The sequence below is a fragment of the Achromobacter sp. MYb9 genome (genome assembly GCF_002975275.1).
GTDB lineage: Bacteria > Pseudomonadota > Gammaproteobacteria > Burkholderiales > Burkholderiaceae_B > Achromobacter.
The window spans coordinates 175900-197249 of record NZ_PCOQ01000011.1; the positions used below are offsets into that span (position 1 = coordinate 175900).

Genomic DNA, 21350 nt, shown 5'->3' on the forward strand with positions numbered 1-21350 from the left:
GCACATATCGACAATTTGCAATCACCGCGTTCAGTGACTCTGGATGTAAACCGCGTGCGTTTCCATGTACTCGTACAAGCCATGCTTCCCGTCCGCGCCACCGATCCCCGACTTCCGGCGACCCGCATGGAAGCCCTGCATCGCTTCGAAGTGCTCCCGGTTCACATAGGTCTCACCAAATTTCAGGTCCCGGCAAGCGCGAAGCGCTGCATCAATGTCCTGTGTGAAGATGGACGAGGTCAGCCCGTACTCGGAATCGTTAGAAAAGTGAATGGCTTCGTCCAGACTGTCGACCACTTGAATGGGCAGTACCGGACCGAACGTTTCCTTGCGCATGATGTCCATCTCATGGTGGCAATCCACCAAGACCGTGGGCTCATAGTGAAAGCCTTTGCCTCGATCGGAAACACTTCCTCCCACTACCAACCTTGCGCCCTGGTTGACGGCTAGGTCCACAGCCCCTTTCACCTTTTCCAGCTGAGCTCGGCTAATGAGAGGCCCCATGTCCAGCGCATCATCCAGGAAGGGATCTCCATACTTCGTCGCGCGCATTTTGCTGGAGATCTTATCGACGAATTCGTCAAACACCGACCGTTCGACATAGACGCGTTCCGCGCAATTACAAACCTGGCCGGTATTGATAACGCGGGACTGGTAAATAGCCGTCGCGGCCAACTCCAGGTTCGCGGACGCAAGCACAATGGCCGGCGCCTTACCTCCCAGTTCAAGATTGACGCGAGTCAGGTTGGCCGATGCGGCGCTCATGATGCGCTTGCCCGTCTCCACGCTGCCGGTGAAAGACACCATGTCGACATTCGCATGCCCGGCAAGCCTCCCGCCGGATTTTCCTCCCCCGGAGACCAGGTTGAATACCCCAGGAGGCAGGCCCGTTTCAGCAACGATTTCAGCGAACGCAAAGGCATTAAGAGGTGTTTCTTCGCTTGGCTTGATGACGATGGTGTTGCCGGCGACAAGCGCAGGCGCCATCTTTCTTGCGATCAAAAAGAACGGAAAATTCCAAGGCAGGATGCCGGCGACAACGCCGATGGGCTTGCGCATCAACAGGATAGTTTCCTCGCTGCGATCGCTCGTAAGGATTTCGCCTTCTATCCGCCGGGCCCATTCGGCCATGTAGTCAAGATAGTCGGCGGTGAACGCCACCTCGACGGCTGCCAGCCCTTGAACCTTGCCTTGCTCCTGGCTGATGATCTGGGCCAACTGGCCAGCCTTGCTTCGGATGCCGGCTGCGACCGCCTTCAAGTAGCCCGCCCGCTCAATCGCGGGCCGCTTCTCCCAGCTTGGTTGCGCTCTGCGAGCCGCCCCGACGGCATCGTCAATGTCCTCGTTCGTGGAATCAGGGACCTGACCGATGACTTCTTCTGTTGCGGGGTTGAGCACACTGATTGAAGCGTCGCTGCGCGCAGTGCGAAACGCGCCGTCAATATAGTTCCTGTACTTGTTGTCCATTGTCTCTCCACGGTATTAGAAGTATTCGGGGCACGGCGTCAGAGCCCGCCACGCTTGCAGATCGGTCGTGATCGAGCACGCCTAGAGCACTGCAATGAACATACTCATGCAAAAACCATGCCACCAGATCGACGCCACCGACATGGGTCCATTTCACCTTGCACGTAGGCGCCGGACCACTACCCCAGGCGCCCGCAGCGCGCCCCGTTGTGTCCCACATGCCCCAAAAGTGGACAACGCTGTCCCAAATTGTCCCAGGCCCACTCAACCCGATAGGGGTGCTCTGAACCGGGTGCCCCGCGATGCAAGCGTGCATTGCTGCGCCAGTCGAACTGGCACGGTTGTTGCTTGAGTGGTTATGCGTGCATAAAACCATTCAGAAGGAGACATACACAATGGCGCGAGACCACAATCAATGGACTGGAAAGCCCGATCTGGCATCCAACCAGTTTGTAGACCCGCGGGTCTATACCGACGAGTCGATCTTCCGTGAAGAGCAGAAGAACATCTTCGACAAATGTTGGCTCATCGCCTGCCATGAGAGTGAACTGGCAGCCCCCTTGGATTACCGAACCTATCAACACCCTGGTGGGCACAATCTCATCATCATCCGCGACGAAGACAACAAGATTCACGCGTTCAACAATATCTGTCCGCATAGGGGAAATCTGCTTATCTACGACGCGGCGGGATCGATCAAGTCGCCGTCCCCGGCAGGGGGACCGAAGCGCATCACTTGCATCTTTCACGCTTGGTCGTTCGATGCCCAAGGCAACTGCGTAGACATCCCAAGAGAAAAGGACGGCTACCAGGACCGCGTGAAGCGTTGCGACTATTCCCTGCGCGAATTCAGGACTGAAGTGGGCTATGGCGGCTTCGTCTGGGTGAACATCGACGACAACGCAGATCCCCTCGCCCAGACTCTCAACGGTGCGTTGGATCCGCTTGAGGAAATGCTGTCGGAGCCACTCGAGATCTTCCACTACAACCGAGCGGTGGTGGACGGCAATTTCAAAATGTGGCACGACACTAACAGCGAGCTGTATCACGACTATTTGCATTACCACAACCGCGTCACGGGGATGCTGCAGCCCGGCTACTTCGATCGCGAATTCCGTACCTTCAAGGGCGGCCACGCCCAGGTCACGGATATGGTCCTGAAGTACGACGCGATGAAAGGACACAAAGCTCAATCGCTGGGTTGGCCGGGGCTTGGTCCGAATCGCTGGGCACTTGTGGACATATTCCCTGGCATCACCTTCAACATCCGGTCACCGGTCATGCGCATCGACACCGTCATACCGATCGGCCCGAACAAGTTGTTCATTGAATACCGCGGTCTGGGACTAAAGAGCGATACACCTGAAGAAAGAGCGGCGAGAGTGCAGCACCACAACTCGATCTGGGGCCCCTTCGGCCGCAATGTGCCTGAGGATTTGATGGGCACTTTTGGGCAGGGACGCGCACTGGCTGACCCCACTGAAGCGCCGATGATCCTGCATGCTCGCGTCGAGAACAACAAGATCCATGACGAAGTAGGTATGCGCCATTTCTATGAAGAATGGGGCCACCGGATGGGCCGCAGCGCTTCAAACCCTTTCCCTCCCGCAGATCAAAGCGCGCGCTAAGGCTGAACCCATACCCGAATAAAGGATTACGAACATGGATATGGAAAAGACCATTCGAGAGTTCTTGGCCAAGCTCTGCATGGCGTTGGACTCGTCAGATTACAAGACCTACCTGCAGTCCTGCTTGCCCGAGTTCAACTACCGGATCGCCGTCTACAGCCCCGAGATCCGAAGGGACATGGTATGGCTGGAAAAGGACAAAGAGGGGCTTTCGGCGCTGATCGACCTGCTTCCCAAGCAGAACATGGACCGCACCCCCCTGACGCGCCACTTCAGCCTGTGCACGGTCACCAACGGCGAGCGTGAAGGCGAGCACGACGTACGCTCCACCCTTCAGGTTTTCCGAACTGAACATGACGGCGGCGAGACCTCGCTTGTCGCGGTGGGCGAGTATCGCGACAAAATTCGGCTGGCAGACCAGGAGCCGTTACTCCTTGAGCGAGAGGTGCGGCTTCATACGCGCATGCTCGGGAAGGGATATCACGTTCCGTTTTGATATCGGCGGCCTTATGAAACTGAAAGTTCATGCGAAGAATCGCAGCTTCGAGGTGCCCGCGGACGGAGGCCCGAACCTGCTCATGGCGGGCCTTGCCGCGGGGCTAGAGCTGCCATATGCCTGTGCCACGGGGACATGCGGCAGTTGCAAGGCAAGGCTGGTATCGGGCGAGGTCACGGATCACTGGCCTGCGGCCTTGGGCAAGGCAAAGTGCAAGTCAGACACGAACGAAGTGCTGCTGTGCCAGTGCGCGGCGATCGGTGATTGTGACATTGAGATCGCCGAGCACGTGTACGAAGTCGATCCGGGAGCCCGTACTCCCAGAAGATACGCGGGCGCCGTGACCCGCTGGGCCATGCTTACGGCGGATGTCGCAATTTGGGATATCCGTCTGGACAACAGCATGGAATTTGATGCTGGGCAGTTTGCACTCGTGAGCGTGGACGGCGTGGCGGGCCACCGTGCCTATTCGATGGTCAATTTCGATAGAGGCACCCAAACCCTGACGTTCTTGACTAAGAAAAAACCCGGCGGTGTACTGACGGAACATCTTTTCAATGGCTCGCCTGAAGGCCAAAAACTGTCAGTTATTGGACCGCTGGGACGGGCGATATTCCGTCCCAGCCTGCGAAAGAACCTGCTATGCATCGCCGGAGGCAGTGGCATCGCAGGCATCATGTCGATTCTGTCGCGCGCGACGCGAGAACGCTACTTTTCGCAGCATAAAGGCCGGGTGTTTTTCGGGATTCGAACCCTTCGGGACGCCTTCTTCCTTGATGAGCTGACGGCGTACGCCAGGCAATTCGAGTCGACGCTTGAAATCACCATTGGCATATCGGAAGGGGAAGTCTCCGACCATTTGGTGTCCCAGTATCCGTTCTTGAAAATCTCCACGGGCTTCATCCATGAAATCGCCGCGCAGGCGGTGAAGGGAAACACCAGCAATACCCAAATCTACCTTGCCGGCCCAACGCCCTTGGTGGATGCGGCGATCCGGCATCTGTTGATTGTCGAAAAGGTCGACGCGAAGAACATTGCCTACGACAAGTTCAGCTAACTCGGAATTGACATGACGCGACAATTTGTGTGCCACCTTGAAGACGTTCCGAAGGGAACGATGAAAACGTTCGAACTCGAAGGAGAGAAGAAAATCCTGATCATCAATGCCGATCAGAATGTCTTTGCATGTCAGGGCGTATGCCCGCACCAGGATGTTTGTCTGGAAGAAGGACTGTTCGACGGGGAGGTCTTAACCTGCCACCAGCATTTGTGGCAATGGAAGGTGGCGAGCGGAGAGCCTGTCGGCCTTGCGGAACAGCCGCTGGAAGTCTACGAGGTGGAGGTGGAAGACGGATCCGTATTCGTAGAACACTAGTTTTTTACGTGGATGCAAGGGACTGCGGCACAGAACCGTCGCTCTTAACATCGTGCAGCCACCGGCTGACAGCTCATTTGATATGAAAGCTCTGCAACCTAGCAGGGCTCGGAGACAAAAATGGACAGCAAAATTCAAGGGGGCACGCCGCCCGTCACGCCTACACGGGTAGCGATTGCAAGCATGATCGGGACGATCATGGAATGGTATGACTTTTTTCTTTACGGCTTTGTCGCCGCACTGGTTTTCGGGCAGCTCTTCTTTCCCGCCTATTCTTCGGCGACGGGAACGCTAGCCGCCTTTGCGACGTTAGCAGTAGGCTTTGTCGCGCGTCCGCTGGGTGGCGTTGTTTTTGGCCATTTTGGAGATCGTATCGGACGCAAGACCATGCTCATTACGTCGCTGTCCATCATGGGCGGCGCCACGTTCACCATCGGCCTTTTGCCCACTTATGAAATGATCGGCGTCTGGGCGCCTATCCTGCTGACCATCTGCCGCTTCTTGCAGGGCGTCGCGCTCGGTGGTGAATGGGGCGGCGCGGTCCTGATGGCGGTCGAGTACGCCCCGCCACAACGCCGTGGCCTTTTTGGTGGCGTCGTGCAAGTCGGAGCAGCGGCGGGAGTGGCACTGGCTACCGCTGTTCTGTTCTCGTGTTCGTATTTCCTCACGCAGGAACAGTTCATGTCGTGGGGTTGGCGTGTGCCGTTTCTGGTGAGCATCGTGATGCTTGCGTCGGGGCTTTACATCCGGCTTAAGGTTACGGAAACGCCGGCCTTCAAACAACTGCGTGAAGCCGGGGAAATCGTCAAATTTCCGGTAGTGGACGTCATCAAGCACCACTACAAAGAGATCTATCACACGGCAGCCATTTATCTGGGATCTATCACCGTCCCCTTCTACACGGTTTGGGTGTTCCTGATCTACTACGCGACGGGCGTGCTTCATCTGGATCGTTCGTGGCTGCTTCTGGGCGTTGTCATCATCAATTTCGCCCTGCTATTCGGCATACTTTTCGCTGGCTGGCTCTCAGACAAGGTCGGAAGGAAGCCCGTTTTCTACGCTGGATTTGTCGTCATTGCAGCGCTGGCGTTTCCATTCTTTTGGGTAGCCGACCTTGCCGAGGTGAAGTGGATTTGGCTGGCCATGCTAATGCTGTCAGCCCCGTCGTGGCTCATGTGGGGCGCAATGCCGGCCTTTTACTGCGAACTTTTTCCTGAACAACTGCGCTACACAGGGATCTCCCTCGGCAGTCAAGCCGCCACCATCATTGGCGGGCTTGTTCCCTTGTTCGCGACTGCAGTCCTGCCTACGTACGGCACATGGCCGATCTCTGCGTTGGTCGCGGTTTCAGCAGCGCTGGCACTATGGTCTCTGATGCGCGTGGCTTCCGATCGTGCCGTTCGCCATAGGTTCGCGCAAGCGCGTGTCTGACGTTTGCCCTGAATGAGCGGGTTGGGGCGCTACGGTTCAAGCCATACGTAGCGCCTCAACGCATTTTGGTGGTTTCCCTACGGCCGACCTAGCGAATGTCATCTAGCTCCCTTCTCGCGTTTCTCCTGGTCATCGCCATCGCTAGTTACCTGCAGGCGCTGACTGGCTTCGCGCTGGGCTTGTTCGCCTTGGGCGGCGTCATCGCGTTGAATATCAGTTCAATCGCCACGGCTTCGATGGTCACTAATGTGCTGATGGTCGTGAACGTCGCCCTTGCCCTGCGCGGGTATTGGTCAGAGATTCACAAGCGCCTGTTTTGGTTGACGCTAGCGGGCTTGATTCCCGGCGCCTTTCTGGGCATCTTCCTGCTTCAGCATCTGGAAGACCGGTACGCTGATTTGCTGCAAATGATCTTGGGCATCCTGATCCTGGTGGCTGGAGCAACCATGGCTATGCTTGCACAAGTCCGACCGGTCATCTCCAGCGCCCCGCGTTTTGTGCTGATGGGGATCCTGGGTGGGGTCTGCGGCGGCATGTACAGCATTCCCGGCCCGCCGGTCGTGTACCTGTTCTATCGCCAACCGTTACCTCTGGACACCGTTAGGTCTACCCTTCTGGCGGTGTTCGGCACGTTGTCCGTCGTCCGACTCGTCTTGCTAACCTTGCAGGGCGAAGTCACAGCGGACGTGCTCGAGCTTTCCATGTTTGCCGTGCCGGTCGTTATCGTCGTGACAGCATTGGCACCCTATATGCCGCTGCGCGTTCCGGATCAAGCCGTTAGACGCATCGCGTTCGTGCTGTTGGGACTCTTGGGACTGGCCATCGTCGGCAGTGCTGGACTGAGGTAGCGCGGTCAGTACAAGCCCCATTTGTGCCCCACTACGCGCTACGTTATAAGTCAATATTGCGGCTTGCGCGCGTTCAGAGCCTAGACCAAAAGGCCATGCAGCCGCGCTCAGCACTACCTCGGGCATGGAGACACTATGGCGCCGACCACCACTTACCGGGAACGCCCTTCGTTTACATCGGAAGACCTCACGACAGACGGGTTGGCCGCGGCGATTGCCGCCGATCACGCTTTGATCGGTTACGCCGTTGCTTCCGTCGAAAATACATACGAATTGGTGGAGGGCTCCGGTAGCGCGGTCGCTGTCGTGAACCGGGACGGAATGATCTTGTTTTCGCGCAGCGATCCTGGCCTTTGCGACATCGAGGGGCGGTCCATATTCGAGCCTGGCACGTGCTGGCGTGAATCCTGTAGAGGCAATAATGCAATAAGCTGCGCGCTATCGCAACGCGAAGGCGTCTGTATCCGTGGCGAAGATCACCAGACGTCGGACTATCACGAGTACTGTACCTATGCAGCCCCGATTTTTGGCGCGAAAGGTGAAGTCGTTGGTTTACTCGCCGTGCTGACCAAGTGCGGCGCCGCGCAGTTGCATACCCTTGGATTCATCAAAACGATCGCTATCTTGGTCGAGAACCGCATGTTGGCCGGCGAAATGCCTGACCGGCTGACGCTGTTTTTCCACACTAACCCCAGCAACGTGGGGACCATCAAGCAGTGCATCGCGGCCTTCGACGCGCAGGGCATTCTGGTGGGAACCAACTCGACAGCTCGGTCATTTTTCAAGATCGTGAGTCCGCACACGCAGCTCACATTCGGCATGCTGTTCAGTCTGCCGTTCCAAGACCTGAAAAAAATGTGGACGCAAGAACGCACCGATTCGTTTTCCCTTTCGTTGTGGGACGGTCGTTCGGTCAATGTTGCACTCAATCGAAGGGTGTGCACGGCGCACGGGCCGGGAGTGAAAGATAAGAACGCGTCCGAACACGATGGCAACACAGTCCGAGCGCCTGGCAGGGCCAAAAAACTTGAGTTTTCCGAACTTCTCTTGGAAGACCTGGACATCGGGGACGCGCAAGTACACCGCGCCGTCGAAAAGGCGTCGCGGATCATAGGCCTTGATCTTCCCCTGATGGTTGAAGGCGAGTCCGGCGTCGGCAAGGAAATGTTCACTCGCGCCTTTCACAATAGCGGCCCCCGACGCGCAGGCCCCTTTGTCGCGGTCAATTGCGCAGCGATCCCTGAGCAGCTCATTGAGTCTGAGCTCTTCGGATACGACGAAGGGGCATTCACGGGAGCACGGCGACGTGGCCAACAGGGACGGATAGTTCAGGCCAACGGAGGCACACTGTTTCTCGATGAAATTGGAGATATGCCGCTACCGCTCCAAGGGCGTCTGTTGAGAGTACTGCAAGATCGTCAGGTCTTTCCTCTTGGCAGCGGCCGTGCCGTGCCTGTGAACTTGTCGATCATCTGCGCCACCCACAGGGACTTGAAGCAGGAAATTCGCGAACACCGGTTTCGGGAAGATCTGTATTACCGCCTTAATGGACTGAGAATCGTGCTTCCGCCCTTGCGCATGCGCACGGATCTCTCTGAACTTGTCCAGCTGCTGGCAGCGGCCGAGAGAAATGGTCGTGAAGTCACGATTTCCGAAGAAGTGATGGAGATATTCAGAAAGGCCACCTGGCCCGGAAACATCCGGCAGTTGCAGATGACGCTACGCACGGCGATTGCGCTTGCTGCGGGTGCCGACGTCGTGCGTAAGGAACATTTGCCCGACGAGTTTTTTTCCGAGATGTTGCCTGGCGCATCCAAGATTGACGTTGTCGAGACCATGGTTGAGTCGGGCAGGCTAAAGTTCGATGGCAGTTTGGCCAAGGTTCAGTCTGTGGCGATCCGAAGGGCCCTCGAGCAGGCAAACGGGAATATTTCAGAGGCCGCGCGGATTTTGGGTGTGAATCGGAAGACCATCTATAGAAGGATGGCGATTTCCGAACCTGAGTGACGCCCGGGCGCCGTGGCGCGGAGGGTGCTGCTCCATCAATGGGCTGGCCAGCCCAAGCCTCGTTTTCAGATACGGAGCAACTACGGTCCGACTAAGCAGGTACCTACACCGCGACTTGGCTGCATCTGTATCCCCTTCGAAATTTCGACGCCACACTACTGCTGGCAAAGCGTGGTTCCCATCGAGCGCAAGAATTGCACGCAACGGATGAGATCTGGAATCGGAACGAACTCATCCGGCTTGTGCGCTACCCCGATGTCCCCTGGACCGCAAACGATGGTTGGTAGCTTCAGATATTGCTGGAACAAACCGGCCTCGGTCCCGAATGCCACCTTCCTATTTGTGCAGCATCCAAGTAGCTCCATGGCGCGCGAAACCATCGGATGGTCGGGAGAAATGTTGTGGCCTGGGTACGAGACGATTTTCCGAAAGTGGATGTTGCACGAGTCCGACACGCGTTTCATCTGCGGAACTAGGACCTCGCGAGCAAACTGCTCAACGCGACCAAATATTTCATCCTGGTCGGCGTCTGGGAGGTTGCGCATTTCAAAGATGAACTTACATTCGCTTGGAATGATGTTTCCCGCAGTCCCGCCCGAAACTATCCCTGTCGACAGTGTTGAGTAGGGAACGTCGAAATCGACATCAATTTCCCCGCCAGACTCGAGGTCGCTAGCCACACGAGCAATATGTGAAATGACCTGCGCCCCGAACTGGATGGCATTGACGCCTTTGGGTGTAAGGCTCGAATGCGCCTCCAGACCCGAAACCACGCATTCGTAGAGCCGCCCTCCCTTGTGGCCGTTCACCACATCCATCGAGGTAGGTTCGCCCACCACGCAGAATCCGGGACGTACTCTTTTTTCCGCCACGTAGCTCAGCAAATCCCGCACCCCCAACACGCCAACCTCCTCGTCATACGAAAAGGCCAGGTGGACAGGCTTAGTTAGGTTCATAGCTGCGAACTCGGGTACCAAGTGCAACGCACACGCAAGGAAACCCTTCATGTCCGCAGTTCCCCTGCCGTATAGGCGCTCGCCCCGTTCGGTGACCTCGAACGGGGGGGTGCTCCATTCCTGCCCATCAACGGGAACGCAGTCGGTGTGTCCGCTCAGAACCAGGCCCCCGTCCACGTGCGGGCCAATCGTAGCCCACAAGTTTGCCTTGGTACCTTCCGCGTTTTTTACCAACGTTGTGTCTATCCCATAGATTTTCAGATAGTCGGCACAATAGTTGATCAACGCTAAGTTGCTCTCACGACTCGTCGTATCGAACGCCACGAGTTTAGAAAGCAAAGTGACGACATTCTGATCGTTCTGACTTACTTCAACCTTCGAATTTTTCAAACGGGTATCCATCAACAGCCTCCGGGCAATTTCGATTGTGGAAGAGCTCACTGCATACGTGGCTCAACTACGTCAACGCGATCTGTCTTGGGCGCTGACGTCGCACGTGGCCTCACGGAATCGCTTAGCAAGAAGAGCCCGGCAAGTCCCACGATTCCACCGCCTACGGCGTACAAGACCGGAGCAAGGATCAAACCGGTGGCGTGAATCATCCAGGTCACAATCATCTGAGCGAAGCCGCCAAACACCATCACGGCCACGTTGTAACAAAGCGCCAAACCCGTTGAACGAACCCTCGACGGGAACTGCTCGCCCACAGTGGTCGAGAATGGACCAAGTAGACCGGCGAAAAAGAAGCTGAGCCCGGCATACGTGACAAGCAGCGATGAGAAGGACCTATCCACCTCCACCCAATGAAACATGGGATACAAGAGGAGTACGTACGGAAGAAGCCCGAACAGCATCACGGCCCGGCGCCCGAAGCGATCTGACAAGTGTCCAAAAACCGGGATCGAGACCGTCATGAGAACCAGACCAGTCGCCTGCGCCATGTATGCGTCATGTAAGGCAAATCCGAACTCGCGACTCGCGTAGGTCGGCAAGTACATGACAAACGCATACACCGACGACGTGAGCGCGGTCGTGAGCATTAGCGTTGCAACTATCGGCCTTCTGTAACCTGAGAAAAGCGCTCGCAGACTTTGCTCCTCGGCAGCTCGACGACCTTCCTGCGCTTCTTCAGGCTCTTCGAGATGGCGGCGAATCCATATTCCCACCGGCGCGATTACGAGACCTATCACAAATGGAATGCGCCAAGCGCCTGAAACCAGCTGTTCCGTCGTGAACAAAGACGTCATCAGCAGGCCAGTCAAAGCCCCCAACAAGGTTGCCAAGTTCTGGCCGAACATCTGCCATGAGCCGAACAAGCCTTTCCTTCCCGGAGGCGCAGCTTCAACTAGATAGGCCGTAGCCGATGCAAATTCTCCACCGGTAGCAAAGCCTTGAATGAGCCTCGCCATGACGATGATGACTGGCGCGCCGATGCCGATAGTTGCGTACGACGGCGTCAGGACGATCATAATCAAGGACAGGGTCATCAAACTCAGCACCAACTGAAGTGCAGCGCGCCTCCCCTTTCGGTCGGCATACATTCCGATCAACACGCCACCAATAGGCCTCGTTACGAAGCCAACGCCGATAGTTGCCATTGTGAGCAGAAGGCCTGTGTACTGGCTTTCGGTTGGGAAGAAGACCTTAGCAATGATTACTGCTAAAGATGCAAACACGCCAAAGTCATACCACTCCAACGCGTTGCCAACTATTGCCGCGGTCAACTGCTTCCACCGCGGCATCACCACCTTTTCTTGAGTAGCCATGCGATTCGCCCTTGGGTTCGATGTTCTTTTCTGGTCCATCTCGCCGTCGGCTTCGACTAAAACCAAGCGGCCGTTGAGATGCAACCTGGCGCATGATAGGAAGCTGGTGGTCATACCGTAAAATACCGTTTTTATATCCCCGCAATGCTGGATGGGTATGACATGGATCTCAGGCAACTCCGGTACTTCGTTGCGATAGCTGAGTGCAAGAGCATCACGCTGGCAGCAAAGCAGGTTCATATTGCGCAGCCCGCACTTACTCGACAGATGCATCAGCTGGAAGAGAGTCTCGGGACCGAGCTGATTGAACGCTCGACGCGCGGCATCAAGATGACGGCGGCTGGCGAACAGCTGTTGGCCGACGTCAAACGTGTGCTGAACGACCTCGAGCTCGCTCGGAACCGCGCAATTAGGGCGGGCAGAGGAGAGGTGGGCCACATGGCCATGGGCATCCCTGTGATGAGGTACCTTGCTGACCCAGTGGCAACGATCCTGCGGAAATTTCGCGCAGAAGCGCCCAACGTCTCCGTTTCTGTGCATCATCACCTGTCCGAAACACAGTTGGAGCTACTTGCCGAAGGAAGGCTCGATGCTGGCGTGACGCTCTATCGGGATGCAGCCGACCCATCGTTTTCCGGGATTCATCTTTACTCGGATCCTATGACCTTCGTGTACCCCCGCAATTGGTCTTGGCCAAATGGCTTGCCGCGTAGCTTGGCGGACCTGGCCGGTCTGGAATTTATCTGGATCGCTCGAGACACCGCACCCGCCTGGCACGACGAGCTGATTCACTGCTTCTTCAAAGCGAAATTCGTCCCGAAGCCAACAGTCACAGGAATTGATGCCGCATCAATGCTGGCCATGGTCCATGCGGGACTTGGCTGTACAGTCGTCCCCATTTCGACGACGTTGGCCAGCCAAGACTCGGTATGCAATCTCCGACTTCCGGACCTTGATGTCGTACACGATTGGGAACTGGTCTGGCGTACGGACAACTCCTCCGCAATTCTTCTCCGCTTTCTTTCTGTAGCCAGAAGCGCCATCCACTCGCGGTCCGAATTGTATGAATGACACGTGTTCAGCAACCGGGCATCGCCCTTAGGCTCCCTCGCACGCGATCCAACGGGTGGGCGGCCCATAAGTCGTCACACAGACCGGGCAACCAAGCCAAAGGTCTTCTTTCCAGCGCAGAACATTATCTAGTTTGCTGTCGCCCATATTTTCGCCAAGACTTTCGCGCCCCTCATTGGGAAGTCGTACGAACCGTCGGCGATATCTATCTCGCCCTGCTTGGCTGAGCGACACGCCGCGGAGAAAACATGACGATCAGTAGAGATTTCGCCGCCCTCACTGCGTGGGAGTCTGGAGCGCCGCTTTCGCGGCGCCGGCCCCGGAGCTCGACGGCGTTCCGTGCCGAGAGCGGCAACTTGGCCGTGTTCTCGTCGGCCACGGTCAGGCCCGTCTTCATGATGCCCAGGACGATCTCTTCGGCCAACTTGCCGCCGAAGCCGTGTTCGCTGGCCGTGATCCGGAAGCTGTCGCCTTCCAGCGGGCTCATCACGGTGACCGAGGACAGCAGGATGCCGTTCGAGCCGGCTGGACGCGGTTGCCGACGCAGTCGCGGGTGAAATCGGCCAGGGCCTTGCGGCTGTCGGGCGTCAATTCCATTGCCACGACGCGGGCGGGCGTGTGGGGATCGGCACCGGCGGTGGCGTTCTGGGCCTGCAAGGCGAAGGTTTCGGCTAGCGCCAGGGCGCGCGCAAGCAAAGCCGGGGTGCGGCGGGTTATCCTAGGCACCGACCTCATCCCGCAGCTCCCATGACTGAACGCCAGACCAACCGACCGGCCGCGCCCCTGAACCTGCGCCAGATTGAGGTGTTTCACGCGATCATGGTGACCGGCAGCCTGAGCGCCGCCGGACGCATGCTGTTCGTGTCGCAGCCCGCCGTCAGCCGCACGCTCGCCTCATGCGAGCAGCGGCTGGGATACGAACTGTTCGAGCGCTCGGGCGGGCGGCTGATCCCCACGCCGGAAGCGCGCCGCATCTTCACCGAGACCTCCGAGATATACGCCAAGGTCAGGAACGTGAACGAACTGGCCCACGATCTGGGCCGCGCCAGCGCGGACCTGGTCCGCATCGTGTCGAACTCGGGGCCGGGCATCTACCTGCTCCCGCAGGCCATCATCCAGGTCAAGGAAGAATTTCACGCGCGGTTCCAGTTTGCCGGGATGAATACGGACCTGGTTGTCAGCCATCTGTTGCTGGGCCGGGCGGACATCGGCATATCCCTGTTTCCCGTCTCGCATCCCGATCTGATCCACACCGAGATCGGCCACGCCAACGTGGTGTGCATCGCGCCGCGCAAGTTCAAGCTGCGCGAAGGGGCGATGCTGAGCGCGAACGACGTGATGGCGCTGGGGCTGCCTATCATCGGCTATGCGCCGCAAAGTGCGCTGGGCCAGACGCTGGCCCAGTTCTTCAAGACGCACGGGCTGGACCCGGTGGTGGACGTAGAGGTGAACTCGCCGCTGGACACCTGCTCGATGGTGACCGAGGGCGTGGGTATAGGCTTCGTGGACTCCACTTGCGTCACGCCCAGCCTGCTGCGCGACGTCGCCGTGTTCCCGCTCAATCCGCCGCTGCCGCTGAAGCTGCTGGCGCTGCGCTCCAAGACCGACGCGCTGTCGGCGGCGGCCAAGCGGTTCCTAGTCTGCTTCAAGGAAGCGGTGCGCGAGCATCAGCACGCACCGGCGATGTCCGGCCGGCGCGGCTGAGCACGACTCAGCCGGGGGGGTCGCCGGCCGCCGGGTAGGCCGCCCCAAAGCGTTCCACGGTATAGGGCTTGCGCATCATGGCCGGGCAGAAGCTGGACAGCACCGGTTTCAGGCGTTCAAACAAGGCCAGCTGATCGCCGTTGCGGTTGCGCAGCTCGGCCAGCGCCGACTGGATCTCGCCGCGCAGCTCGCGCAGCGCAACGTTGGTCAATTCGCCGTCGCGCACGATCCACTTGCCGGCCACCATGACGCTGTGCACGGCGGTGCCGTCTTCGCTCTGGACAAGCTGGCTGATGACGTCGTTGGTAGGCAGCCAGTTCACGTGGCCCAGGTCCAGCATGACCAGGTCGGCGTGAAAGCCCTCGGCCAGCCTGCCGACGCCCTCCAGGCCCAGGGCCTGCGCGCCGTTCTCGGTCGCCATCCTGAATACCTCGGGCGCGGATAGCCATTGCTCCATTCTCGGCGTGCGCACGTGCGAGACACGCAGCGCGGTGCGCATGCTTTCGTACATGTTGAGGTTGTCGGCGCAGTTGGCGCCATCGGTGCCCAGCGCCACGTTGATGCCGTGGTCCATCATGGCGCGCACGTCCGCGAGGCCGCTGCCCAGGATCATGTTGCTGCCGGGATTGTGGCTGACGCTGGCGCCCGCGATGCCCAGGCGGCGCATGTCGTCGCCGTCGAGCCAGACGCCATGGGCGGCCGTGAAGTGCGGGCCCAGCACGCCCAGATCATCCAGATGCGCCGTCAGGGACCGGCCATAGTGCTGCGCGCCGGCCAGGGCCTGCACTTTGCTTTCCTGCAGATGCACCTGCATGGCCAGGCCGTATTCCTGCGCCAGATCCCGGCAGCCGGTCCATAGCGCGTCCGAGCCGTGCAGCGGAATGGTGGGGCCCAGCGCAGGGCGCTGCAGCGGCGAGTCCCACTGGTCCAGGATCGCGCGCACGGCGCCAAGCAGATCGCCGGAGGCGGGCAGGCCCGCCGTCAGACGCTGGCGCAGATCGGGCGCCAGCTCATCCGCCAGTCGGGGTATGGCTTGCCAGAAGCTGATGTCGGCCAGCATCGGCGCGATCACGGCGCGCGTGCCCACGTCCTGGTAGGCCGAGGCCGTCGAGCGCATGCCCGCCACCGTGGGCAGCGGCATTTCCAGGCACATGTCGTAGATGGCGGTGCAGCCCTTCAGGGCAAGCTCGGCCGCGCCGAGCAGGGTAGACAGGTACCGGTCGCGCGCGCTCCGGCGGCCGTAGATGCCGGCGCCGGAGGCCAGCAGCAGTTCGAGCGACCAGCGATCCGCGGTGCCCTTGGTCAGGGTAGTGTGGCTATGCGCGTGGGCATTGATCAGGCCGGGGTGGATCAGCATGGACGTGGCGTCCACCACCGGCACGCCGGAAAGTTGGGCGTCGCATGCCAGGAAGCGGGCGATGCGCCCGTTCTCGATCAGGATGCTTTCGTGGCGCGCGGGCTGATCCCAGGCGCGCAGAACCAGGCCGCCCTGGAGGATGAAGCTGGACATCGTTGTTTCCTAGGTAGTGGCCAGGGGCTCTTCGACGATGGCCCAGGGGAAAAGCACTTTCTCGATCAAACCGATCAGGGCGAAAAGCGCCATGCCGAGAAAGGCCAGCAGCACGACCGCGCCCCAGGCGACGGGCGTTTCGAAGAAGGCCATCGAGGTGGTAATGAGATAGCCCAGGCCGCGGTCGGCGGCGACGAATTCGGCCACCACGGCGCCGACCACGGCCAGCGCGCTGGCGACCTTCAGGCCGCTGAAGATGAACGGAATGGCGTAGGGCAGGCGGATGCGCAGCAGCTCCTTGAACTTGCTAGCGCGGTAGGAGCGGCCCAGCTCGATCAGTTCGGACGGAGCCGCCAGTAAGCCGGACGCGGTGGCCACGACCAGCGGAAAGAACGCCACCAGGAACGTGACCAGCACGCGCGGCAGTTCGTTGGCGCCCAGCGCGATGATGAGGATGGGCGCCAGCGCCACCTTGGGGATGGACTGCGTCAGGATCAGCAAGGGGTAGAGGATGCGCGACACCGCCCGCGACGCCGTGATAAGGATGGCCAGCGGCAGGCTGATGGCGATGGACAGCGCAAAGCCCAGCAGTACGGTGCCGACCGTGGCGGCCAGGTGCTTGGTCAGGCTGCCGGCGGGCATGTGCAGGACCGCCGTCCAGATAGCCGACGGCGCGGGCAGGATGAAGGCCGGGATGGCGAACAGGCGGACCACCGCTTCCCATAACGCGAACAGCGCGGCGATGGCGGCCATGGATTGGCCGGCGGCGGACAGGTGGCGCAGCGGACGACGGCGCTTATTCGACGAATTGGACATGGCCCTTCCTGTCGGCGTAGATGATTTCGCGGATGCGGCGTATGGCCGCCTGCGCGGCGGGTTCGCCCAGCTGGTCCAGCGAGCGCGGGCGGGGCAGGACGATGTCCAGGATTTCGGCGATACGGCCCGGCCGAGGCGACATCACCACGACGCGGTCGGCCAGGAGCACGGCTTCGGAGATCGAGTGCGTGACGAACAGGACGGTCTTCGGCTGTTCGGACCAGATCCGCAGCAGCTCCATGCCCATGTCTTCGCGCGTCAGCGCGTCCAGCGCGCCGAAGGGCTCGTCCATCAGCAGGACATCGGGGTCCTGGATCAGGCCGCGGCAGATGCCGGCGCGCTGCTGCATGCCGCCGGAGAGCTCGCGGGGGAACTTGCCTTCGAATCCTTCCAGCCCGACCAGCTTGAGCAGGGCGCGAGCGTAGGCCGCGCTTTCGGGCTTGAGCGTGCCGCGCATGCGCAGCGGGAACAGCACGTTGTCCAGGATGGTGGCCCAGGGCAACAGGGTGGGCGCCTGGAACACCATGGCGGTGTCGTCGCGCGGTTCGCGCACCGCCGCGCCGTTGAGCATTACGTCGCCGGCTGTGGGGCGCAGGAGGCCGCAAACGATGCGCAGCAGCGTGGACTTGCCGCAGCCGGATGCGCCCACCAGCGCGATGAATTCGCCCTTGCAGACCTCCAGCGAGACATCGGACAGCGCCACGGTGTCGGACCCGTCGCGGGTGGCGTAGCGCTGCGAGACGTTGCGGACCGATACGCCCGCGGCGGCGGCCGAAGGCGGCGCGGCTTCCATGCCCGGTGGGGTCGGCTGGGCGGTGGCCAGAGTGGCGCTTAAGTTCATGTCGTGGCCGTCCGTGTCACTTGGCCGCGGCCGCGGGAACCAGCGCCGTGTCGACCGCCTGCTGGTAGTCCCACTGCGGGTCCAGTTGCTGCGCCTTGGTCACTTGCGCCCAGGTGTCCGCCAGGCGCTTGTCGTCGAACTTGCCAAAGCCAGTCTTGGCGGCGAAGTCGGCGAACACGTACTTGTCTTCCGCCTTGAAGCTGCCCAGGCAATCGTCGGCCTTGACCTCGGGATTCTGCGCCACGTGCAGCTTGCAGGCTTCTTCGGGATGCGCATGCGCCCATTGCTGGGACTTCCAGATGGCGGCAAGAAAGCGCTTGACAAGATCGGGGTTGGATTTCAGCGTGTTGTCGCTGGTGAGGATGGAGGAGGAATAGATCGTGAAACCCGTCTCCACGTATGGCAGCACCCGGATCTTCTCGCCCTGGGCCTGGGCGGACTTGTTGATGTAGTACTCGTGGATGGCGAAGAACGGCGCGGCGTCCAGCTTCTTGGCGATCAGCAGCGAGGCCATCGTCGAGGCGTCGACGTTGGTCCACCTCACCGTGCTTTCGTCCAATCCCACGCGCTTGGCCACCTCGGGGAAATAGAACTTGTGGCTGTTGCCCGGCGTGATGCCGACGTTCTTGCCCTTCAGGTCCGCCAGGCTGGTGATGCCCGAGCTTTCCAGCACGAACATGGAGTGCGGCGAATACACGTACATTGAGCTGATGACCTTGACCGGCAGGCCGGTCTTGGCGCGGGCGGCGAAGACCGGGGCGATGTCGGCGATGCCGAACTGCGCCGAGCCCGCGCCCACCTTGTTGACCGTGTCGCCGCCGCCGAAGCCGCGGCTGATCTTCAGGTCTATGCCCTGTTCCTTGAAAAAGCCCTGGGACAAGCCGGCGTAGTAGGCGGCGAATTCGCCGCTGGGGATCCAATCCAGCAGGAACTGCACATTGTCGTCCGCATGCGCCATCGCGACGGCGGAGGTCAGGACTGCTGCGGCGGCAAGCCGGGCGGCGCGGCGGGAGAAGCGGTTGCGGGTCATGGGGAGCCTTTCCGTGAACAGGGGGCTCGCGAATTCTGCGAGTACACCCATTCTGCAAAGCCCCGTCAGACCTTGGCAAACCCGCGCCGCAAGGCGGATGCCCCGTGTTTGTGCACGGCAGCAGACGCGGCCTGCCCCAGAGTCCGGACGCGCCGCGCCGCATAAGCGGGCGGCGCGCACCAAGTCGGTGATGACTTTTCGTTGAGCGCCTCCACATAAATGAATGGCGGCAACGCGTATTCCGGGAGGTCACTACCCAGACGGCTGCACGCCAAGCGCGCGCAGCCATTGCATGTCCGGCATGCCCTGGACGGGCGGCATGCCGGGTGCGGAACCCGTGCAGTTCGTCCTTGGAAGTTTGGCCGTACTCCGAAAAATACCGCTCATTGCAAAAGACGCGTCAGCCATACGAGTGCATTTGACCGCACGGGGCGCAAGGGGAGACGGCGCGCTCGAGGCATTTCTCGGTCCAAACATTGTGACGGGCGCAAAGTACGACATGGTTGAATTTGACCGCGATCTGCTGGACAGTCCATTGTGCGCAGTGAAGGACGATATTTCGACGGTCACAGCGGCATTGCAGTCGACAATTGACACCGCCGGCCTGCTCATCGCCCACATATCCGATCACAAAACAGCCAAGCCCGTTTTAATCGAGAAAGAACTAAGAATGTCGCCGCGCACCATACAGAGACGCCTCATACGCACCGGCGTCGATTTCCAGAGCCTGCTCGACGAGACTCGTCGGAGCGAGGCGCTTCGCCTTATTGGGACAGACAGATATTCCGCCACTGACATCGCATATATGGTTGGCTATAGCGATGTGGCACATTCCACGCGTGCCTTCAAACGCTAGACGGGGCAAGCTCCGACACGCTTTCGCTTCGTGTCGGGCAACAGCCCATGAGTCGACGGGTCCTGCCGAAAGCCACTGATTGCGGCATCCTTCCGCGTTAGGGTGGAAGCCATAGCCCGTGAGGATGCGCTTTCGAGCCAGAGAGGAAATTTTCTCTGTGCGCGCCAACGTCTGGTGCGGGTCCGGAGCGGACGGCCGGTAAGGTCTGCAACCGGCCAGAAGCAGTCATTGGTCTGTCGTCATGCTTCATTCGGATGTGCTGGCGTGCTCAACACCTTCTGATAGAACGCCAGGTCGAGCCAGCTTCCGAACTTGTAGGCCACCTCCTTGATAACGCCAGCAGGCTCAAAGCCCAGACGTTCGTGCAGCACGATGCTCGCCTGATTCGTGGTGTCGATCCCGCCTACCATAGTGTGGACGTCCCTTGCTTTAGCTTCTTCGATCAGTTCGGTGAGTAGGCGGCGTCCAAGTCCTAGGCCGCGGCACTCGTGGTGGATGTAGATCGAATGTTCAACGCTGTACTTGTACGCGGGCCACGCACGAAACGTTCCATAGGATGCAAAGCCCAGCAACTTCCCGGCTTCGTCCTCCACCCCAAGGACCGGGAAGGAGTTCTTGCGTTTAGTCTCGAACCAACCGGCCATAGCCTCAGCTGGACGGGGTTTGTAGTCGTACAACGCGGTGGAATGCAGGATTGCATGGTTGAAAATCTCAAGCACGGCTGCAGCATGGCGGTCTTCGGTGCAATGTACGGTGTGCATACAAGTCCTTTTATTTCACAATAGAATACGAATCGTCTAATATACGAGACGACGGAGAAAAAGGAAACTCGATGCTGGTTGACGACGTGATTGCACAACGTATTTCGGAGTTGAGAACTTCGCAGCGGCTGAGTCTCAGCCAATTGGCCGAGCGTTCCGGCGTTAGCAAGGCAATGATTTCGAAGATCGAGAGACGGGACAGCAGCCCAACTGCGGCAGTGCTCGGCCGTCTTGCATCGGGCCTTGGGGTCGCGCTGACAGAGCTACTGGCGCCCCTTCCATCCCCTAACCCATTCTTGGTCCGTCACAAGACGGATCAAACGACTTGGCGGGATCCAGCCACCGGTTACGTTCGACGGCAGATCGCAGAACTGGATGCAAACACTGGCACTGAACTCGTAGAAATCGAACTGCCCATTGGGGCCCGCGTCGACTATCCACAATGGCATTCGAAACCGTACCGACAGCGGCTATGGCTGCTAAAGGGCGTGCTTGAACTGAGCTACGGAGACGAGACACGACAACTGATGACCGGCGACCAACTAGACTTTGCCGTTGACAAGACTGTCAGCTATTTCGCACGCGAGGAGTGCCGTTATCTGCTGAACGTGCTCCATGTCTAACGTGCTTAGCAGAACCGATGTGGCGGTGTTTCTAGTGCACTTACCGCTTCGGATCGGAAGCGACCTTCCGTAGGGGCACACTAAATCTCCCTTTACGCGAAAGGAGATGGTCATGGAATCCGCGAATGTCACCGTTGGCCATCGTGTGCCATGGAACAAGGGCA

General features: G+C 59.5%; 21 protein-coding genes. 11 read left to right on the forward strand and 10 right to left on the reverse strand.

Translation table 11 applies throughout. From position 1 onward, the window contains the following. Window positions 1-30: 30 nt before the first annotated feature. Window positions 31-1467, reverse strand: coding sequence for an aldehyde dehydrogenase (gene aldA / locus CQ050_RS17675; protein WP_105558123.1), 1437 nt, complete (start codon window positions 1465-1467; stop codon window positions 31-33). A 395-nt stretch (window positions 1468-1862) separates the two neighbouring features. Between aldA and CQ050_RS17680 the strand changes: the two genes are divergently transcribed. The 7 genes from CQ050_RS17680 to CQ050_RS17710 all read left to right on the forward strand — a co-directional run bounded on the left by CQ050_RS17680 (window position 1863) and on the right by CQ050_RS17710 (window position 9252). Then, window positions 1863-3095, forward strand: coding sequence for an aromatic ring-hydroxylating dioxygenase subunit alpha (locus CQ050_RS17680; protein ID WP_105558124.1), 1233 nt, complete (start codon window positions 1863-1865; stop codon window positions 3093-3095). 34 nt (window positions 3096-3129) lie between these two features. Further along, window positions 3130-3591 (forward strand): aromatic-ring-hydroxylating dioxygenase subunit beta, encoded by a 462-nt coding sequence (locus CQ050_RS17685; RefSeq protein WP_105558125.1) that lies wholly within the window; start codon window positions 3130-3132, stop codon window positions 3589-3591. A 13-nt stretch (window positions 3592-3604) separates the two neighbouring features. Next, on the forward strand, window positions 3605-4648 hold the full coding sequence (locus CQ050_RS17690; RefSeq protein WP_105558126.1) for a 2Fe-2S iron-sulfur cluster binding domain-containing protein: 1044 nt from the start codon (window positions 3605-3607) through the stop codon (window positions 4646-4648). A 12-nt stretch (window positions 4649-4660) separates the two neighbouring features. Then, complete coding sequence (locus CQ050_RS17695; RefSeq protein ID WP_105558127.1) at window positions 4661-4966, forward strand: Rieske 2Fe-2S domain-containing protein; 306 nt, start codon at window positions 4661-4663, stop codon at window positions 4964-4966. A gap of 120 nt (window positions 4967-5086) precedes the next feature. Then, window positions 5087-6397: an MFS transporter gene (locus CQ050_RS17700; protein WP_105558128.1), complete on the forward strand. Its 1311-nt coding sequence runs from the start codon at window positions 5087-5089 to the stop codon at window positions 6395-6397. 95 nt (window positions 6398-6492) lie between these two features. After that, entirely contained in the window at window positions 6493-7245 is a 753-nt protein-coding gene (locus CQ050_RS17705; protein WP_105558129.1) for a sulfite exporter TauE/SafE family protein, read from the forward strand. A gap of 135 nt (window positions 7246-7380) precedes the next feature. After that, window positions 7381-9252, forward strand: coding sequence for a sigma-54-dependent Fis family transcriptional regulator (locus CQ050_RS17710; RefSeq protein ID WP_105558130.1), 1872 nt, complete (start codon window positions 7381-7383; stop codon window positions 9250-9252). Between the two features lie 155 nt (window positions 9253-9407). On the opposite strand, the gene argE is transcribed toward CQ050_RS17710, so the two are convergent. Both argE and CQ050_RS17720 read right to left on the reverse strand, forming a co-directional pair. Beyond that, window positions 9408-10610 (reverse strand): acetylornithine deacetylase, encoded by a 1203-nt coding sequence (argE, locus tag CQ050_RS17715; RefSeq protein ID WP_105558131.1) that lies wholly within the window; start codon window positions 10608-10610, stop codon window positions 9408-9410. 35 nt (window positions 10611-10645) lie between these two features. Further along, entirely contained in the window at window positions 10646-12247 is a 1602-nt protein-coding gene (locus tag CQ050_RS17720) for an MFS transporter (protein ID WP_233214136.1), read from the reverse strand. Between CQ050_RS17720 and CQ050_RS17725 the strand changes: the two genes are divergently transcribed. Next, window positions 12137-13045, forward strand: a complete 909-nt coding sequence (locus CQ050_RS17725; protein ID WP_105558161.1) for a LysR family transcriptional regulator — start codon at window positions 12137-12139, stop codon at window positions 13043-13045. The two genes, CQ050_RS17720 and CQ050_RS17725, sit on opposite strands and share 111 nt — an antisense overlap. Window positions 13046-13250: 205 nt before the next feature. Here the strand turns inward: CQ050_RS17725 and CQ050_RS31145 are convergent, their stop codons facing one another. Beyond that, on the reverse strand, window positions 13251-13532 hold the full coding sequence (locus CQ050_RS31145) for a hypothetical protein (RefSeq protein ID WP_233214137.1): 282 nt from the start codon (window positions 13530-13532) through the stop codon (window positions 13251-13253). Continuing rightward, window positions 13532-13771, reverse strand: a complete 240-nt coding sequence (locus tag CQ050_RS31150) for a hypothetical protein (RefSeq protein ID WP_233214138.1) — start codon at window positions 13769-13771, stop codon at window positions 13532-13534. Before CQ050_RS31150 ends, CQ050_RS31145 begins: the two co-directional genes overlap by 1 nt. Before the next feature lie 21 nt (window positions 13772-13792). On the opposite strand from CQ050_RS31150, the gene CQ050_RS17735 reads away from it, so the two are divergent. Next, entirely contained in the window at window positions 13793-14749 is a 957-nt protein-coding gene (locus CQ050_RS17735) for a LysR family transcriptional regulator (protein WP_105558132.1), read from the forward strand. A 7-nt stretch (window positions 14750-14756) separates the two neighbouring features. Here the strand turns inward: CQ050_RS17735 and CQ050_RS17740 are convergent, their stop codons facing one another. From CQ050_RS17740 to CQ050_RS17755, 4 genes are all read right to left on the reverse strand, one after another. Next, on the reverse strand, window positions 14757-16259 hold the full coding sequence (locus CQ050_RS17740) for an amidohydrolase family protein (RefSeq protein WP_105558133.1): 1503 nt from the start codon (window positions 16257-16259) through the stop codon (window positions 14757-14759). Between the two features lie 9 nt (window positions 16260-16268). Next, window positions 16269-17075, reverse strand: a complete 807-nt coding sequence (locus tag CQ050_RS17745) for an ABC transporter permease (protein WP_233214139.1) — start codon at window positions 17073-17075, stop codon at window positions 16269-16271. After that, complete coding sequence (locus CQ050_RS17750; RefSeq protein WP_105558134.1) at window positions 17056-17868, reverse strand: ABC transporter ATP-binding protein; 813 nt, start codon at window positions 17866-17868, stop codon at window positions 17056-17058. Before CQ050_RS17750 ends, CQ050_RS17745 begins: the two co-directional genes overlap by 20 nt. A 64-nt stretch (window positions 17869-17932) precedes the next feature. Then, a complete protein-coding gene (locus CQ050_RS17755) occupies window positions 17933-18946 on the reverse strand; it encodes an ABC transporter substrate-binding protein (RefSeq protein WP_158266062.1) in 1014 nt (337 codons plus the stop codon). A gap of 292 nt (window positions 18947-19238) precedes the next feature. Between CQ050_RS17755 and CQ050_RS17760 the strand changes: the two genes are divergently transcribed. Then, entirely contained in the window at window positions 19239-19802 is a 564-nt protein-coding gene (locus CQ050_RS17760; RefSeq protein WP_233214142.1) for an AraC family transcriptional regulator, read from the forward strand. A gap of 239 nt (window positions 19803-20041) precedes the next feature. On the opposite strand, the gene CQ050_RS17765 is transcribed toward CQ050_RS17760, so the two are convergent. After that, window positions 20042-20563: a GNAT family N-acetyltransferase gene (locus CQ050_RS17765; protein WP_105558137.1), complete on the reverse strand. Its 522-nt coding sequence runs from the start codon at window positions 20561-20563 to the stop codon at window positions 20042-20044. Between the two features lie 71 nt (window positions 20564-20634). Between CQ050_RS17765 and CQ050_RS17770 the strand changes: the two genes are divergently transcribed. Continuing rightward, the gene (locus CQ050_RS17770; protein WP_105558138.1) at window positions 20635-21186 is read left to right on the forward strand and encodes a helix-turn-helix domain-containing protein; all 552 of its coding nucleotides are present in this window, start codon (window positions 20635-20637) and stop codon (window positions 21184-21186) included. Window positions 21187-21350 lie beyond the last annotated feature (164 nt).